This window comes from Mucilaginibacter sp. P4_A11 (assembly GCF_056402535.1).
Genome location: NZ_JBFUHE010000016.1, coordinates 160,155 through 180,800, shown reverse-complemented (window position 1 = coordinate 180,800; position 20,646 = coordinate 160,155). Strand labels below are relative to the sequence as shown.

Here is a 20,646-nt window from a genome sequence, read left to right as displayed (position 1 = left end):
AAACCATTTAGCGTTTCAGAAAATAACAGCATGTCGTCAAGGCTCCAGTTTCCTCTTCATCCGGCACAACGTGAAGTTTACGTTGATCAGCTTTTACATATGAATAGCTCACAATATAATATTGGAGCCTATATCATATTAAAGGGGGATTTGGATGTGGAAAAACTTCATGCTACGATAGGTTCGCTCCCGCAGGTATTTGATGCCTTTAAAATGCGATTTGACTTAAAGTCGGCTGATCTTGTTTATCAATTGGACAGCGATTTTAATGAGGCTGAATTGATTGAAGCTGATTTTAGCAACCAAACAGATCCGCAGGCAGAAGCTAAAGTATGGATGCGCCATATTTTTAGTACTCCGTTCAAACTAGCCGGCGATGTTGCTCCATTTGAACATTACCTGGTAAAAATTGCTGAAAAAGAACATTGGCTTTTATTAAAATATCATCATTTAATTATTGATGGCTACGGTTTTATAGTAAGTATCCGGTACCTGTCCGAAAAATATAGATCACTTATTACCGGTGAGCCGCTTATTTTAAATGCACCGTCATACCGCGCCGAAACGGTAAGCGCTAACGAATATTACGATTCTGATAATTATAAAAAGGACGGCGACTATTGGAAAGGCAAATTTGCAGTTAAGCCCGAAAAGCTGCTTGCAAAAAAATATCCTCAATACAACCGGGAAAACAGTATTGGTGCTACTTATAGTATCGATCTTACGGATAACAGGAAAATACAGCTGGAACATATCCAGAGTGTTTGCGGCGCAAGTTTACAACAGCTCACTATTGCTGCTTTGCTTATTTATTTCGGGAACATTACGCCATTAAATGAGTTTATATTTGGTACCCCGGTTCACAAAAGGGGATCAAGACAGCAACGAAATACAGTAGGTGTTTTCACCGGCGCCCTGCCATTTAAAGGGAATTATAACGCTGCACAAACATTAAGTGATTTGCTTGGCGAAATTAAAAACACACAGAAACAGGATTATCGTCACTATAATTACCAGGTTGAAGATTTGGGCAGAGCCCTTAAAGTTAATTCGGCAACTGATAACTTGTATGACGTAGTTGTCAATTACGAGCCCTTTGATTTCGATTTAAATTTTGATGAAAAAATAGAATCGGATCTTTTGCGCTTGCCAAACGATAGCGAACGTACGCCTTTGCAGCTATGCTGGCGCGATTATTATAAACAGGAGCGTTTACAGCTGCAAATCCAATTTTGCTATGAATACTTCACACAGGAAGAAATTGAACTTCTGGGCGAACGTATTTTGTACATAATAGCACAATTCCCTCAATCACTCAACAAAATTATTGGTAGTATCGACATTTTACCGATAAGGGAACTTGATCAGCTATCCGCATTCAGCGCATCCGATCAGGAACTTAACGAAGATATTGCCCGAAGTAAAACGATAATTGAAGCCTTTGAAAGCCAAATAACTGTTATGCCTGAGGCTATCGCATTGACGTTTGACGACGAAAAAATAAGCTACGAAGCACTGAATCAAAGATCAAACAAAATAGCGAACTATCTGAAAGGCCTGAGCGTCGGGAATGAAACGCTGGTGGCAGTTTGCATGGAGCGCGGTACTGATATGATTGCCGGCATCCTGGGAGTCCTTAAAGCAGGCGGCGCTTATGTGCCAATTGATATCGATTACCCCAAGGAGCGGATCAATTATATTCTCAATGATACTGKCGCAAAGATCATCCTGAGCAGCAGTACAGGCAGTGCGTTATTGCGTGATTTGGATGCGATGATTGTTGAACTGGATAACGAACCGCTCATAGAATTTCAAAGCAGCGAAAATTTAAATACCGTTATAAACCAAAATCAACTCGCGTATGTAATGTACACCTCTGGCTCAACCGGTAAACCCAAAGGGGTAATGATTGAGCACGGGGGAGTTGTGAATCTTGCCGCCGGGCAGGCTGTGGCATTACGGTTAGTGCCTGGCATGCGCACGCTGCAGTTTGCATCTATTGGTTTTGATGCCTCCTGCTATGAGATTTTCAATACGCTGCTAAGCGGCGGTTGCTTGGTGTTGTGTAAAAAAGAAGCAATCCTATCAGCAGAAGAATTTAAAAGACTACTTGATAAGCAAAAGGTTGAATTAGCAGTGATCCCGCCTTCATTTCAGCAGGCCATAGCCGACTCTTTAGGAACGCTCAAAACAATAGTTTCAGCAGGCGAAGCCTTAAATGAAACAACCGGAAGGTATTTGCAATCGCAAGGGGTAAGGTTAATCAATGCTTATGGCCCAACCGAGAGCACGGTATGCGCAACCTTAACCGATGAACCTATCCGAACTGATAAATTAATAACCATCGGCAGGCCGATAGCCAATACGCAGATCCAAATCAGGACAGCGTCGGGCGAGTTAAGCCCAATCGGCGTACCGGGCGAAATCTGCATTGGCGGCGTACAGGTAGCAAGGGGATACCTTAACCAGCCTGAATTAACAAAAGAAAAGTTCATCACAGACAAGTATAGTGAAGAGCCAAACGCAAGATTGTACCGCACCGGTGATCAGGGCAGATGGCTTGCAGATGGTAACATCGAATATTTAGGCCGGATAGACGACCAGGTAAAGATCCGTGGTTACAGGATCGAATCGGGCGAGATCGAACAGGTGTTACTTCAAAACGCAAACGTAAGGCAAGCGGTAGTACTGGCGAGGCCGGACAAACAGGATGTTAAACGCCTGACTGCCTACGTGGTAATGGACGTAGCAGCCTACAATAAACAGGAACTCCAAAACTACCTTGGCGAACGTTTACCAGAATACATGGTGCCAAGGCTGTGGGTGAACTTACCAAGCTTGCCATTAACCCCAAACGGTAAAACAGATAAACGTGCATTGCCCGAAGCAGAAGCAGGTAATGAAGACATTTATACTGCGCCGCAAACAGCAACAGAAGAAAAACTGGTAAAAATCTGGGAAGATTTGCTGGGTGTTGAAAAAATCGGGACAAAGGATAATTTTTTTGAATTGGGCGGTCATTCGCTACTGGCTATGCGGGTAATCTCGCAGGTAAGGAGGGAACTGAACAAAGAACTGAAGATCCGTGACCTGTTTGTGTATTCTACCATTACGGAACTTGCAAAACAGTTGGAGAATGAAGAAACTGAGACGGCAGGCGACATAATAAAAAGCATCAATCCAAGACCTGAATATATCCCGCTATCCTACAGCCAGGAACGGTTGTGGTTTATCGACAGGCTGGAAGGCAGCGTACAATACCATATCCCTGCAGTACTGAAATTGGAAGGTGAAGTAAATATCCCCGCCCTTGAAATTGCACTGAAAACATTAGTAGAACACCATGAAGTGTTGCGCACGGTGATCAGGGAGCAGGAAGGCGAGGGCTACCAGTATATAAAAGCAAACAGCTGGAGCTTAAAACAAAGTCAATCAAGCGAGAGCGAAGCCGAACTGAAAACATATATCAGCAAAGAAGCAGGCAGACCGTTCGACCTATCACAGGATGATATGCTGCGTGCAGAGCTGATAGCGATAGGAGCAGACAGTTATGTTTTGCTGCTGGTGCTACACCATATAGCGGCCGACGGCTGGTCGATGCCTGTATTGGTATCGGGATTAAGCAAACTTTATAACAGCTTTAGTAAAAACGAAGCATCAGAACTACCAATTCCAGAAATTCAGTACGCTGATTATGCAATATGGCAACGGGAATACCTTGACGGGGCAAACCTGCAAAGCAAACTGAGCTATTGGGAGGAAAAATTGTCAGGCACAGCCACATTAGAATTGCCAACAGATCATATGCGCCCGGCTGTACAAAGCAGCAAGGGATCGGTATATGAATTTACCATAGCAAAAGTACAGGCAGACAAGCTCCAAAAGCTGAGCCTTGAACAAGGGGCAACGCTGTACATGACACTGCTTTCAGTATTCAAAGTACTGCTTTATCGCTATAGCGGCCAGGAAGATATCTGTGTAGGAACCGCCGTAGCAAATCGCGACAGGGAAGAAACGGCAGAGCTGATCGGCTTTTTTGTAAACACGCTGGCGCTAAGAACTGAGGTGAACGGCGATGACGCATTTACCGCACTATTATCTAAGGTAAAACAAACTACACTGGAGGCTTATGGCAACCAGGATGTACCGTTTGAAAAAGTAGTAGAAGCGGTAGTAAAAGAAAGGAATCTAAGCCGGAGCCCGCTGTTCCAGGTAATGTTTGTGCTGCAGAACACAGGAACTATACTGGCACTGGAACTGGGTGATCTCAAAATCACAGGAGAAAGGGCTGGCGATGTTTCGAGTAAATATGATCTGAACTTTAATGCAGAGGAAACCAAAGACGGGATCAGCTTTGTAGTAGAATACAATACCGACCTGTACGAAGCGGCAACCATCGCAAGGATGGCAGGCCATTATGCTGAGTTGATCGCTTCGGTAATAAAAAAACCGGGAACAACAGTTAATAAACTGCAGCTACTTAATAAAGCAGAAGAGCGGGAACTTAACTCGTTCAATGAAACAACGGCAGAGTATCCTAAAGAAGAAAATATTGTCAACCTTTTTGAGGCACAGGTACAAGCTACTCCGGAAGCAGCTGGTTTAATATTTGAGGGGGAAACAGTAAGTTATCAAACCCTCAATGAACAATCAAACAGGATAGCAAACTACCTAAAGACACAAGGTGTAAGCAAAGAAACACTGGTAGCGATTTGTATAGAACGTGGCATTGGAATGATGGCAGGTATCCTCGGCATCCTGAAAACGGGCGCAGCTTATGTACCTATTGATATCGACTACCCAAAAGAACGGATCAGCTTTATATTGGAAGATACAAAAGCAAGCATTGTCTTGAGCAGCAGCACAAACAAGGCGATATTACAGGATCAAAATATAAACATCGTAACACTCGATCATAACCTGGAAATACAAGCTCAAAGCAGTGGGAACTTAAATATCAGCATCCGTCCAAACCAGCTGGCGTATATCATGTATACCTCAGGTTCAACAGGTAAACCAAAAGGGGCGATGGTGGAACATGGTAATGTTGTAAGCCTGGTGAAAAATGCTGGCTACTTTGACGTTGATCATAACGATACGTTACTGGTAACCGGCTCACCATCATTTGATGCTACCACCTTTGAGTATTGGAGTATGCTGCTTAATGGCGGGCAACTGGTACTTTGCAATGATAAAGACCTTTTCAATAGCACAACGCTTAAAAACCTGATAACTCAGCATAAGGTAACCGTAATGTGGTTTACTTCAAGCTGGTTCAACCAGCTTGCAGATGATGCTCCTGAAGTGTTGAACGGATTAAAAACCATATTAGTTGGCGGCGAAAAACTTTCGGTGCCGCATATCAAAAAGATCAGGGCAACATACCCGGATTTGAAGTTAGTGAACGGCTATGGTCCAACGGAAAATACAACATTCTCACTGACTTATCCTATAGCAGAAATTAATAGTGACGGAATAATCCCTATAGGCAAGCCTTTAAATAACCGCAAAGCATATATCCTGGGTCCGGCACATCAGTTAAATCCTGTGGGGGTGTTTGGTGAAGTATGGCTTGGTGGTGATGGTGTATCGCGCGGCTACTTAAATCAGCCTGAGTTAACCAGCCAGAAATTTGTTAAAGATCCGTTTGCAGATGCCAATACACTAATGTATAAAACCGGCGACGTTGGCAGGTGGCTTGCAGATGGTAACATCGAGTACAGGGGAAGGGTAGATGACCAGGTTAAGATCAGGGGATACCGTGTTGAGCCGGGCGAAATAGAAAATGTTTTATTGCAAAGTGGCCTGGTAAGCCAGGCCATTGTACTGGCCCGTCCTGATAAAAGTGGTGTTAACCGCTTAACAGGATATTTTGTTGCCGATGCCGCCTGCGATAAGCAAAAACTACAGGACTATCTGCACAGCCAGATGCCCGATTACATGGTGCCCCGCTTATGGGTACAAATGGAAAGCTTCCCGCTTACAGCAAATGGCAAAGTAAATAAACGTGCGTTGCCTGAAGTCGAATTATCGGCCGCACAGGGTTACGTGGCTGCACGCAATGAGATAGAAAAACAGCTAACAAAGATCTGGCAGGATTTGCTCGGCGTAAACCCGATAGGGATCCATGACAACTTTTTTGAACTGGGCGGCCATTCTGTTTTAGCCATGCGGGTTGTTCATTATATCGAAAAAGAACTTTCAATAACCATCCCCATTAGTATCCTGTTTCAATTTGCCTCCATTAACGAACTAAGTAAATATATCACAGTTCGTAACAGTAATAAACAAACCAATCAAACATCATCATTTACCATAGTTGACATATAAGCACAAAAACCTATTCCAGCTCCCTCCAAACCCCTATTTTCAAAGAAAGCTTGCATGAAAGAACTGTTTACTAAAGCTATTGATATTTTATACCTGGCCGAACAAAATGATGTAAAAATCATCTTGAACGGAGATCGTCTGCAACTTCAGGTCCCTGAAAATGTTGTAGTTGATCCGCTGCTTATCGATGAAATAAGGGAAAATAAAGAAGCGATCATTAATTTTTTAAAACAGGATAGCTGGAATGCAAAAACTGAGGGAAATGATAAAATAGCTCCTTTCGACAGAAGCGCTGTTTCGGAAATTCCTGTGTCATTTAGCCAGGAGCGTTTGTGGTTTATCGACCGCCTGCAGGGCAGTTTACAATATCATTTATCCGAAGTGCTTTTATTGAAAGGACATTTGGATGTTGATGCGCTGGAAAATACTTTTAAAACCATTGTTAACCGCCATGAGGTGCTCCGCACTGTGATCAGGGAAAAAGATGGAACAGCCTACCAGGAAATAAAAGCAGCTGATGGCTGGCGTTTGGGCCGTGATCTTTTAGGTGGCTACATGAACGGTACCGAAAAGTTAAAAGCACACATCAATTCACTTATCGAAAAACCTTTCGATTTGGCTGCCGATGATATGTTGCGTGCAGATGTGATTGGTCTTGAAGACGCTACGCATATATTAGTGATCACCATGCACCACATTGCTGGCGACGCATGGTCGATGCCAATATTGGTACAGGAAATTGCTGCTTTATATCAAGCCTACACTAATAAAGAAGAGCTTGAGCTGCCTGCATTGCCGCTACAGTTTGCCGATTTTGCCCTATGGCAGCGGAATGCACTGCACGAGCAGCAGTTGGAAAACAAACTGGAGTATTGGAAAACAAAGCTTACAGATGTTGAGCAACTACAGTTGCCGGCAGATAGCATCAGATCATCAGCTGCAGTTGTTAACGGATCTACATTAACATTCAATATAGGTAATGACCTTACCTCGGCGCTGCACAAGTTAAGCCAGCGGAACGGGGCAACATTATATATGACGTTGCTTACCGCCTTTAAAGCATTACTTTACCGTTACAGCGGGCAGGAAGATCTTTGCGTTGGTACCTCGATAGCAGGTCGCCCGCAGCAGGAGCTTGAGCAGCTGATTGGCTTTTTTGTAAACACCCTTGCACTTCGTGACCAGGTAAACGGCGAAGCTACATTTAACCAGCTGCTGGCGCAGGTAAAGCAAACCGTGCTTGACGCGTTTACCCACCAGGATGTACCCTTTGAGCGCGTTGTAGAAGCAACGGTAAAAGAAAGAGAGGCCGGCGTTAGTCCGCTTTTCCAGGTAATGCTGGTTTTGGGCAACACACCCGAAATACCTGCCATAACCCTTGGTGATTTGGAATTATCAGGCTACGGGTTCGAGCATAAAACAGTAAAGTTTGATCTTACCTTTTTCGTAACAGAAACAAAGCATGGCTTAAAATGGGCTGTGCAATACAATACCGATCTTTATAACACCGCACGAATTAGGCGCATGGTTAAACATTTCGAAACTTTACTGATCTCTATCGTAATGAACCCGGATGTTGAGATCAGCAAGTTAAGATTGTTAAGCCGCAAAGAGGAGTTATGGCTGGTGAAAAACGAACGCAGCCACTGTGCATATATTACCAATGAAACCATAATTGAATTGTTCCTTGCCCAGGCATTGCACAACCCTGATGAGCAGGCGGTGGTATTTGATGGTAAGGCCTTAACCTATCGCGCATTGCATGTGCGCTCCAACCAGCTTGCCCATCATCTGCAACGCTATGGTGTAAAAGCAGGCACACTGGTGCCAATTTATATGGAACGCGGCATGGATATGATCGTAGCCATTTTAGGTATCCTAAAATCGGGTGGTGCATATGTTCCTGTCGATACCGATTTTCCATCTGATCGTGTAAAACACATCCTGGATGATACCCGTGCTGGCATCATCGTGAGCAGCAGTAAATTTGCTGATCGCGCAGCTGCCATAACTGAATTTCAGAAAGTTTTGGAGCTGGATAATATGGAGTGGGAACTTTCTATCGAACCGGAAAGTGATCCCGAAATATTCCCGTCATCAAATCATCTGGCATATGTGATTTATACTTCCGGCTCGACCGGCAAACCAAAGGGGGTATTGATAGATCATGATAGTCTGCTTGATTATGCATATGGTTTAAACGAGCGTACAGGCATCAGCGAATGTGAAACTTTTGGTTTAATGTCGACCATCGCGACAGATTTGGGCAATACCGTATTATTCAGTTCACTTGCTTATGGTGGTACACTGCATGTTTTCTCTAAAGAAATAGTGAGCAATGTGCACCAGATCCATCGCTATTTCGCTGAGCACCGGATTGATTGTATCAAAATTGTACCATCACACTGGAAAGCGCTATCTCCCGAAATCGATGCGCCCTTACTGCCAGCCAAACTGCTCATCTTCGGTGGAGAAACTTTGCCGAAGGAATTGGTAACACGGATTGCCCGTTACGGCGATTGCCGCGTGGTTAATCATTATGGCCCTACCGAAACCACTATCGGCAAGTTATTATACGAAGTATCTGATCAGGTGATTGAAGGTTCCCGTATTCCTATCGGTCGCCCGTTTTCAAATACCATCGTTTATGTTCTGGGTAAAGAAATGGAGCGTAGCCCGATAGGCATCCCCGGCGAGCTTTACATTGGTGGCCGCGGCCTGGCACAGGGATATCATCGTCTCCCTAAACTAACAAAAGAGAAATTCATTGCCGATCCATACCGCAGGGAAGGGTCGCGGATTTACCGTACTGGTGACCGTGTGGTTATGCGTGCCGATGGTAACATCGAATACCTGGGCCGCATGGACGATCAGGTAAAAATAAGAGGATACAGGGTTGAACCCGGTGAAGTTGCACTTGTACTTGAGCATAGCAAATATATCAGCCATGCCGCAGTGCTGGCTTTTGATGATAAACTGGGCAATAAACAACTGGTGGCTTATATTGTACCATCGGCAAAGTTTGACCCGGTTGGTTTGAATCTTTACCTGAAGGAGCATCTGCCCGATTATATGCTGCCCGCGCATCTTGTCCAGCTTTCGGCAATCCCGTTAACGGCTAATGGCAAGATAGACCGTAAGGCACTGCCACATCCCGAAGTACAGGCATCTGGTAAGGAATTTACAGCTCCCCGTAATAAAGTTGAAAGTAAGCTTTCAGAGATCTGGCAAAATATCCTGGAGATAGAGGAAATAGGCATCAACGATAACTTTTTTGAACTGGGCGGCCATTCGTTACTGGCGGTAAAGTTAATATCTGAAGTTAGAAAAGCCTTTGGACAGGACCTTTCTATCGGCGAGGTATTCGATTATCCAACAATCGGTTTATTGTCTTCACGTTTAGGTCGTGCAGAACAAAATATATCAGTAGGCATCATCGCAGGGCCTCGTCCTGAACTTATCCCGCTGTCATATAGCCAGGAACGTTTATGGTTTATTGACAGGATGTCGGGCAGTGTGCAATATCATGTACCTGCCGTATTTAATTTATTAGGTACGTTAAGTATCGATGCCCTGCAAAATACGTTTCGTGCAATTGTAAACCGCCATGAAGTATTGCGTACGGTGATCTTCGAACGTGACGGACAAGGATATCAGCATGTAAAATCTGCAAACACCTGGGTGTTAAAACAAACTGATGCGAAAGAATACGAGGATCAGCATTTGTCGCTTGAACAATATATCAGGCTACAGATAGCGCAGCCATTTGATTTGTCAAAAGATGACATGCTGCGTGTCGAACTGATAAAAGTTAACGAAAGCGAATCTACCCTTGCTTTAACCATGCACCACATTGCTTCAGATGGTTCTTCGTCGGCAATATTGGTAAAAGAATGGCTTGATTTATATAATGCTTTTTCAAATAACAATGAACCGGCGCTGCCTGTATTAGCAGTGCAGTATCCTGATTACGCTATCTGGCAAAGAGCCAATTTACAAGGCGACCTGCTGGCTACAAAATTGGCTTACTGGCAGCGGAAATTAGCCGGTGTTACCACACTGCAGTTACCGGCTGATCGTCAGCGCCCGGCAGAGCAAAGCACTAACGGTGCATTATATGAATTTGGTATAAGTGAAGATGTTACTAAAGGATTGCATGTGCTGAGTGTGCAAAACGGTGTGTCACTTTACATGACGCTGCTATCTACCTTCAATGTTTTATTATTCCGTTACAGCGGGCAGGAAGACCTCTGCGTAGGCAGCCCGATAGCAAACCGTAATCAGCCCGAAATAGCTGATTTGATAGGTTTCTTCGTAAATACCTTAGCCATCCGGAGCCACCTGGGTGCAGAAATGTCATTTACAGCACTTTTGGCGCAGGTAAAACAAACCATGCTGGAGGCTTATGAGCACCAGGATGTACCGTTTGAAAAAGTAGTTGAGGTTGTTGTTAAAGAGCGGGATTTGAGCCGGAGCCCGCTGTTCCAGGTAATGTTTGTATTGCAGAACACTGCGCGCATACCCGAATTGCAGCTTGGCGATTTGACCCTCCAGCAAACTCAGGATGCGCATCAAACGGCCAAATTTGATATTACGCTATTTGTAATTGAATCAGAAAATGGCTTACGTGCCGGGTTAGAGTACAATACAGATATTTATGATGAACCGACCATCAGCCGTATGGCCGGCCACTACAGCCAATTGCTGAACGCTATAGTTGATACCCCTCATGAATCGGTTAGTCGTTTGAATATGATTGGTGAGGCTGAAAATAACCAGCTTGAAATATTTAACGCTACAAACGCTGATTATGCCGGGAACGAAAACGTTATCAGCCTGTTTGAAGAGCAGGTTACAAAAAATCCCGACGCAATAGCAGTAGTTTTTGAAAACGAAGAATTAAGCTATAGGGCTTTAAATGGACGCTCAAATCAATTAGCAAGGTACCTGCAAAAGCAAGGGGTAACCAATGGAACTTTGGTGCCTGTATGCATAGAACGCGGTTTGGGAATGATTATCTCCATTCTCGGTATTTTGAAAGCCGGCGGCGTTTATGTACCAGTTGATCCGGATTTCCCGCAGGAAAGGATTGATTATATGGTAGCCGATACCGGTGCATTGGTGTTGGTGAGCAGCAGGCAAAGCAGCAAACGCATCTTAAATTCAAATGCGTTAGTAATTGAGATAGATGGAAAACAGGAACAGGATATTGCTAATAAAAATAAAGTCAACCTTGGTGTAGGCATCGATGCTGAGCAGTTAATCTATATCCTTTATACTTCGGGTTCAACTGGTAAGCCAAAAGGCGTAATGATGCCGGGGCGGGCTATGTTTAACTTATTAAATTGGCAGGAAACTCAGTTTAAAAATAAAAACCGCAGGGTTCTACAGTTTGCGGCTTACACGTTTGATGTAAGCTTCCAAGAGATATTTTCGACACTTTGTTTTGGAAATACACTTTGCCTTATTGATGGCGATAGCCGTAGGGATATGGTTGCCTTAATTGATCATATTGTTAAATATGAACTGACACACTTGTTTTTCCCGGTGATTGTACTGCAAAATTTGGCAGAGCAGATCATTTCAGATCCAAAAATTTCACTTTTGGTAGAGGAGATCATCGTTGCCGGTGAACAATTAAAGATCACGGATGAAGTAAGGACCTTGATCCGGAATACCGGCATCAAAGTGATCAATCAATATGGCCCTACAGAGGCGCATGTGGTTAGTAGTTTTACTGTTGATGGTTCAACCATTTCAGTTTTGCCATCCATCGGTGCCCCTGTATCTAACACGCAGATTTACATCAGAAGCGTATCCGGCGAATTAAGCCCAATTGGCGTACCGGGTGAGATCTGCATCGGCGGCGTACAGGTTGCAAGAGGATATCTGAACCAACCTGAACTGACGAAAGAAAAGTTCATCACCGACCCTTACAGCGAAGAAACAAATGCAAGGCTGTACAGAACTGGTGATCAGGGCAGATGGCTTGCGGATGGCAACATCGAATATTTAGGGAGGATAGACGACCAGGTAAAGATCAGGGGATACCGAATTGAACTTGGTGAGATCGAACAAGTGTTGCTGCAACATGAAAATGTAAGGCAAGACGTAATCCTTGCGAGGGCAGACAAACAAGGCACCAAACGCCTGACTGCTTACGTGGTGATGGATGAGGCAGCCTACGACAAACAGGAGTTGCAGAACTACTTAGGCGAACGTTTACCTGAATACATGGTGCCCCGGCTTTGGGTAAGATTGGAAAGCTTACCGTTAACACCTAACGGCAAAACAGATAAACGCTCACTGCCTGAAGCAGAAGCAAGCCACGAAGAAAGCTACACCGCACCACAAACAACAACAGAAAAACAATTAGCCAAAATCTGGGAAGAATTGCTGGGTGTAGAAAAGATTGGCACACAGGATAACTTTTTTGAGCTTGGTGGTCACTCACTGCTGGCCATGCGGGTGATCTCGCAGGTAAGAAGAGAGCTCAACAAAGAACTGAAAATTCGCGACCTATTTGTGTACCCAACCATTGGTGATCTTGCCAAACAACTGGAAGGCGAGGATACAGAAACAGCAGGTGGCATCGTAAAAAGTGTAAACCCGAGACCTGAATATATTCCGCTGTCCTACAGCCAGGAGAGGTTATGGTTTATTGACAGGCTGGAAGGTAGCGTGCAATATCATATCCCTGCTATACTGAAATTGAAGGGCGAAATAAATATCGCAGCTCTTGAAAACGCACTGAAAACAATTGTAGAACGCCATGAAGTGCTGCGTACGGTGATCAGGGAACATGAAGGCCAGGGTTACCAGTACATCAAAGCGAACAGCTGGGCATTAAAACAAAGCCAGTCAAACAATAACGCGGAGCTAAAAGATTACATCAGTAAAGAAGTATCAAAACCGTTTGACCTGTCACAGGACGATATGCTGCGTGCAGAACTGATCGCAACAGGAGCAACCGAGTATGTACTATTACTGGTGCTGCATCATATCGCGGCCGATGGCTGGTCGATGCCTGTATTGGTATCGGAGTTCAGCAGTCTTTACAGCAGCTTTAGCAATAACCAAACTTCAGCATTAAAAAGCCCGGAGATCCAGTATGCAGATTATGCAATCTGGCAAAGGGAATACCTTGATGCAGTAAACCTGCAAAGTAAACTGAGCTATTGGGAAGAAAAGTTAGCAGGGACAACTACGCTTGAACTGCCAACAGATCACATGCGCCCTGCGGTACAAAGCAGCAAAGGATCAGTATATGAATTTACTATAGCAAAAGAACAAGCGGAAAAACTGCAGAAGCTAAGCCTTGAACAAGGTTCAACGCTATATATGACTCTGCTATCAGTGTTCAAAGTATTGCTGTACCGGTACAGTGGCCAGGAAGATATTTGTGTAGGCACACCGGTAGCCAACCGGGACAGGGAAGAAATAGCAGAGCTAATCGGCTTTTTTGTGAACACGCTTGCGCTAAGGACAAACCTGAACGGTGAAGAAGCATTTACAACATTACTCTCCAAAGTAAAACAAACTACGCTGGAGGCTTACGGCCACCAGGAAGTACCGTTTGAAAAAGTAGTAGAAGCGGTAGTCAAAGAAAGAGATCTGAGCCGGAGCCCACTGTTCCAGGTAATGTTTGTGCTACAGAATACTGCAGTGATCCCAACCCTGGAACTGGGTAATATCCAAATCACAGGAGAAAGGGCTGGCGATCAGGCAAGCAAATATGACCTGAGCTATAATGCAGAAGAAACCAAAAACGGGATCCGGTTTGTAGTAGAATACAATACAGATTTGTATGAGGCTGAAACTATTGCAAGAATGGCAGGCCATTATGCAGAGCTTATCGTGTCGGTGACAAAAGAGCCTGCAACAACAATCAATAAACTGCAATTGCTGAGCAAATCAGAAGAAGAGGACCTAAGCTCATTCAACGAAACAGCGGCAGAATATTGGGGAACTGAAAACATTGTCAGCCTTTTCGAGGCACAGGTACAAGCTACACCAATAGCAACAGCACTGGTATTTGAGGGAGAAACAATAAGCTATCAAGCCCTTAATGAGCAATCAAATAAAATAGCACATTATCTAAAAGAACAAGGTGTAAAAACCGAGAGCTCAGTAGCAGTTTGTATAGAACGGGGTACCGCAATGATAGCAGGTATCCTGGGCATCCTGAAAGCAGGCGCAGCTTATGTACCTGTTGATATTGATTATCCCAAAGAGCGGATCAGTTATATCCTGGAGGATACTAAAGCAACCATTGTTCTGAGCAGCAGCACTGGTAAAGCGAATCTCGGGAATATAAATGCTAACGTTATCGAACTCGATAATAACCAGGAAATAGCAAATCAAAGCGCCGACAACTTAAACATCACCATTGATCCAGACCAGTTGGCGTACATCATGTACACTTCAGGCTCAACCGGTAAACCCAAAGGGGTAATGGTAGAGCACCAAAGCATCACCAACTACACTTATGGTTTTGTGAACTATTTCGGGATCACGGCAGCGGATACAGTTCTTCAGCAATCATCCGTATCATTTGATACCATGTGCGAAGAGGTTTATCCTGCACTGACCAGTGGTGCAAAAGTGGTGATCGTAAAAGAAGGCGGTAAAGATGTGGATAATATCAAATACCTGCTGGCTACTGAAGCAATAACAATATTAAGTGCCACGCCAACGATAATCGCTTACCTGAATAAAGAAGCAGGCAATAACAACGTCGACATTAAAAACCTGCGCTATATTATCAGTGGTGGCGAACTGCTGCAACCTGGTTTTATAGATAATCTGTATCCAACAGTAACAGTAGTTAACAGCTACGGCCCGACCGAGGGAACTGTATGCGCAAGCTATTATACAATAGACAATATCAATAAAGCATCTCTAATCGGTGCTCCAGTATCCAACACGCAAATCCATATCAGAAGTGCGGCCGGCGAATTAAGCCCAATCGGTGTACCGGGTGAGATCTGCATCGGCGGTGTACAGGTTGCCAGAGGATATCTGAACCAACCGGAATTAACGAAAGAAAAGTTCATCAACAACCCTTACAGCGAAGAAGTAAACGCCAAACTGTACAGAACCGGTGATCAGGGCAGATGGCTTGCAGATGGCAACATTGAGTATTTAGGCAGGATAGATGACCAGGTAAAGATCAGGGGATACCGTATCGAACTTGGTGAGATTGAACAAGTGTTGCTGCAAAACGAAAATGTAAGGCAAGCCGTAGTATTAGCAAGAGCTGATAAACAGGGCACCAAACGCCTGACCGCCTACGTGGTGATGGAAGAAGCTGCTTACGATAAACAGGAATTGCAAAATTATCTTGGCGAACGGCTGCCGGAATACATGGTGCCTCGGCTTTGGGTGAGATTGGACAGCCTGCTATTAACGCCAAACGGCAAGATAGATAAACGCGCCTTGTCCGAAGCAGAAGCAAGCCACGAAGAAAGCTACACCGCACCGCAAACTCAAATGGAAAAGCAATTAGCCAAAATCTGGGAAGAGCTGCTGGGTGTAGAAAAGATTGGTACAAAAGATAATTTCTTTGAGCTTGGCGGTCATTCACTGCTGGCCATGCGGGTAATTTCGCAGGTAAGAAGGGAACTGAATAAAGAACTAAAAATTCGTGACCTGTTTGTGTACCCAACTATTGGGAATCTTGCCAAACAACTGGAGGATGAAAAAACAGAAACAGTAGGCAGCACGATAAAAAGGATAGCGCCAAGACCTGAATATATCCCGTTGTCTTACAGTCAGGAGAGGCTTTGGTTTATCGACAGGCTGGAGGGCAGCGTACAATACCATATCCCTGCAATATTGAACCTAAAAGGCGAAGTAAATATCGCTGCATTGGAAAACGCACTGAAAACTGTAGTAGAACGACATGAAGTGTTGCGTACGGTGATCAGGGAGTATGAAGGTCAGGGCTACCAGTATATCAAACCAAACAGCTGGACTTTAAAACAAAGCCGGTTAAGTAATAACGCAGAACTAAAAGCGTACATCAGCAAAGAGATAGAGAGGCCGTTCGACCTGTCGCAGGATGATATGCTTCGTGCCGAGCTGATTGCAATAGGAGAAAACGAATACGTGCTGTTACTGGTGCTGCACCATATTGCGGCAGATGGCTGGTCGATGCCTGTACTGGTATCGGAGTTCAGCAATCTTTATAGTAGTTTTAGTAATAACCAAACTTCAGCATTAAAAAGCCCGGAGATCCAGTATGCGGACTATGCAATCTGGCAAAGGGAATATCTTGATGCAGACAAACTGCAGAGCAAGCTGAGCTATTGGGAAGAAAAATTAACAGGCACGGCCACGCTTGAGCTGCCAACAGATCACATGCGCCCTGCAATACAAAGCAGCAATGGATCAGTATATGAATTTACGATAGTAAAAGAGCAGGCAGAACAACTGCAAAAGCTAAGCCTTGAACATGGAGCAACATTGTACATGACCTTGCTATCAGTGTTCAAAGTATTGCTGTACCGCTACAGCGGACAGGAAGATATTTGTGTAGGTACACCTGTAGCCAACCGGGACAGGGAAGAGATTGCAGAGCTGATCGGTTTTTTTGTAAATACGCTGGCGTTAAGGACAACTGTAAACGGCGAAGATGCATTTACAACATTACTATCCAAAGTAAAACAAACCACGCTGGAGGCTTATAGCCACCAGGAAGTACCATTTGAAAAAGTGGTAGAAGCAGTAGTAAAAGAACGTGATCTGAGCAGGAGTCCGCTGTTTCAGGTAATGTTCGTATTGCAGAATACTGCAGTCATTCCAACACTTGAACTGGGTAATATCAAAATCACAGGAGAAAGAGCAGGCGACCAGGCAAGCAAATATGACCTGAGCTATAATGCAGAAGAAACCAAAGAGGGAATCCGATTTGTAGTAGAATACAATACCGAATTGTATGAGGCAGAAACCATTGCAAGGATGGCAGGCCATTATGCAGAACTGATCGCATCGATAATTAAAGCGCCTACAAGAACAATCAGTAAGTTGCAGTTGTTAAGCAAAGCAGAAGAAGAGGAGCTAAGCACGTTCAACGAAACAGCGGCAGAATATCCGGGAACTGAAAATATTATCAGCCTTTTCGAGGCGCATGTACAAGCTATTCCCGCCGCCACTGCACTGGTATTTGAACAAGAAACGGTAAGCTACGAAGAGCTGAACGCGAGGTCAAACAGGATAGCGAACTACCTAAAGACACAAGGTGTAAGCAAAGAAACCTTAGTGGCAATTTGTATAGAGCGAGGGATATCGATGATTGCAGGGATCCTGGGTATTCTTAAAGCAGGAGCGGCTTATGTACCCATTGATGTTGATTATCCAAAAGAGCGGATCAGTTATATCCTGGAGGACACTAAAGCAACTATTGTTTTGAGCAGCAGCACAAGCAAAGCTAATCTTGAAAACATCGATGCTACTGTTATCGAATTGGATCATAACCAGGAAATAGCCAATCAATGCGGTGGTAACTTAAACATCACCATTGATCCAAACCAACTGGCTTATGTGATCTATACTTCAGGCTCAACCGGTAAGCCAAAAGGGGTAATGGTGGAGCATGGCAACCTGATCAATTATCTCGTAAATAATAAAACAAAATATATCAGCGGCGGCAACACCCAATCAGGTACTTTTATTCATTTATCTCACACGTTTGATGCCTCTGTTACAGGTTTGTTCATGCCATTGATCAATGGCAGGTCGGTAGTGATAGCAGGTACAAAATATGATAACGTATTTGAAGATGCTAACCTGCTAAAATATGCGCCTTACGAATTTATAAAACTAACCCCGGCACACATCGGTCTGCTGCAGGAAGCAACAACCAGTGCAGACAGGAGCATCCTTACCGATAGGTTGGTAGTTGGCGGAGAGGCCCTCCGGTTAAACCATTTTGACGGTTATAACACAGGTACTTGTACTACGAAGATCATCAACGAATACGGTCCGACGGAAGCTACGGTAGGTTGCAGTGTTTACAGTTTCAAACTGTCAGGTAATCTTGAAAATATTCCTTCAAACACCCCTATTGGCAAGCCCATCTCCAACACAACACTGTATATTCTAAATGAGCAGGGTGACCGGCAACCGGTAGGTGTAAAAGGCGAACTATACATTGGTGGTGAAGGTGTGGCCCGCGGGTACTTAAACAACGCTGATCTGACTTCAGAGAAGTTCATTGCCGATCCATTCAAAACGGGCGGCCGGCTTTACCGTACAGGTGATAGCGCCCGATGGTTGCCTGACGGGAATATTGAATATCTGGGTCGTCAGGATGATCAGGTGAAAGTCCGCGGTTATAGGATAGAATTGGGCGAGATTGAAAGTGTGCTGTTGCAAAATCCTAAAGTAACCCAGGCAGTAGTGCTTGCCCGGGCCGATAAGCAGGGAACTAAACGCCTGACTGCTTACGTGGTAATGGATGAAAACGCCTACGATAAGCAGCAATTACAACAATATCTGCAGGAGCGCCTACCAGAATACATGGTTCCGCGCATTTGGGTTAGGATGGAAAGTTTACCCTTAACCATAAACGGTAAAATAAATAAGAAAGCATTACCCGAGGCAGAAGTAAGCGAACTGATATCAGAAATACAGGTTTCACCGCGCAATCAAATCGAAGAACAACTGGTAGAGATCTGGCAGGAATTATTAGGCCTGGATCAGATCGGCATCTATGATAATTTCTTTGAGCTTGGTGGCGATTCTATTTTAACAATACAGGTAGTAAGCAGGGCGCGTAAATACGGGATAGAAATTCAGCCGAGAGATATCTTTTACCACCAGGTAATTGCCCGCCTGGCCGAAGCCGCGCAGAAAGACGGTATCAATAAAATTAAAACCGAGCAGGGAACCTTAAGCGGCTATGCAGGCTTACTGCCAATTCAGCAATGGTACCTCGACAGAAACGAAACAGAGATCTCGCACTATAACCAGGCTGTATTATTAGCTATAGATAAAAATATCAGCGCAGCTACCCTGCAAAGGTGTTTTGATGTTTTAGTTTCATATCATGATGCTTTAAGATTCCAATACACCAATTTCAATGGTATCTGGGAGCAACACTATGGTAATGCCGGGGTAAAGATATTGGTTGAAGATTTGACCAATGTTCAAGATCTAAGTGCAGGCATTAGTGTATACACTAATGAATATCAGCGCAGTTTATCAATTACCGAAGGCAGGCTGATCAATGTGGTTTTGATAAAAACGCCGGACAGCGAAGCTGCAAACAGGCTTTCAATCGTGGTACATCATTTGGCTGTCGATGGCGTATCATTGAGGATCATATTAAACGATCTAAATACCCTGCTTGACAATATTGCCGCAGGCGAAGAACTTAATTTAGGTACTAAAGGAAGCTCATACAGGCAATGGCATCAGGCTTTAACCCAATATGGCGAAAGCAAAAGGCTGCTGGCACAGGAAAAATACTGGGAGCAGATCATGAAGAGCTTTGAACCATTACCGGCGGATACGGAATTTGCCGGTAAAGCGCAGATGAGCGATATGACTAATATCCGTGTAAAACTTAACGCCGAATATACTGCTCAATTGCTGCGCGAAGTGCCTAAAGTGTATCACACGGAAATAAACGATCTGTTATTGGCTGCTTTGGCTAATACCTTATGCGGTTGGGCCGAAAAACAAGAGGTTGTTATAGGGCTTGAAGGCCACGGTCGTGAGCCGATAACTGATGAAGTCGATATCAGCCGCACCATGGGTTGGTTTACCAGCCTTTACCCGGTAAAACTCAAGGCCGAAGCGGATGCAGATAAATTGATAAAAGAAGTGAAGGAAGATTTGCGGAAAGTAGCTGATAAAGGCCTGGGTTTTGGTGTTTTGAAACACATAAACAAGGCAGATACCTTGCAGGGAGGTGACCCCTGGGATCTGATGTTTAATTACCTGGGGCAGTTTGATCAGGCAGTAAATTCAGGGCCTTGGTTTAGTTACGCTAATGAAGATAGTGGCGAATCTGTAAACAAAACACAGTTTTCGCCTGTTAAGATCACAATAAATAGCTATATTATTGCCGGAGAACTAATAATAAACTGGAGTTTTAGTAACAAGCATTATATTGAAACAACGATTAATGATTTGTCGCTAAAGTATATAACCTGCCTTTCACAATTAATCGACCACTGTTTGGAACAAGCTAAATCAAAAATAATATTTACGCCCGCCGACTACGGCTTAGGGACCGAGATAAATTATCAGGAACTGGACAGATTCCTGGATGATAATGATACGGACAACATTATGAGTTTTTAAGTA

2 protein-coding genes are annotated in these 20,646 nt (G+C 44.1%); both read left to right on the top strand.

Features of this window, described 5'->3' with window-relative positions:
- Positions 1–30 precede the first annotated feature (30 nt).
- A complete protein-coding gene (locus AC1DUD_RS25525) occupies positions 31–6,330 on the top strand; it encodes an amino acid adenylation domain-containing protein (RefSeq protein WP_477379735.1) in 6,300 nt (2,099 codons plus the stop codon).
- Positions 6,331–6,384: 54 nt separating this feature from the next.
- A complete protein-coding gene (locus tag AC1DUD_RS25520) occupies positions 6,385–20,643 on the top strand; it encodes an amino acid adenylation domain-containing protein (RefSeq protein ID WP_477379733.1) in 14,259 nt (4,752 codons plus the stop codon).
- The last annotated feature ends 3 nt before the right edge of the window (positions 20,644–20,646 follow it).

Coding starts and splice junctions, on each gene's coding strand:
- AC1DUD_RS25520 (WP_477379733.1), top strand. CDS start 6,385: ATGAAAGAACTGTTTACTAAAGCTATTGATATTTTATACCTGGCCGAA.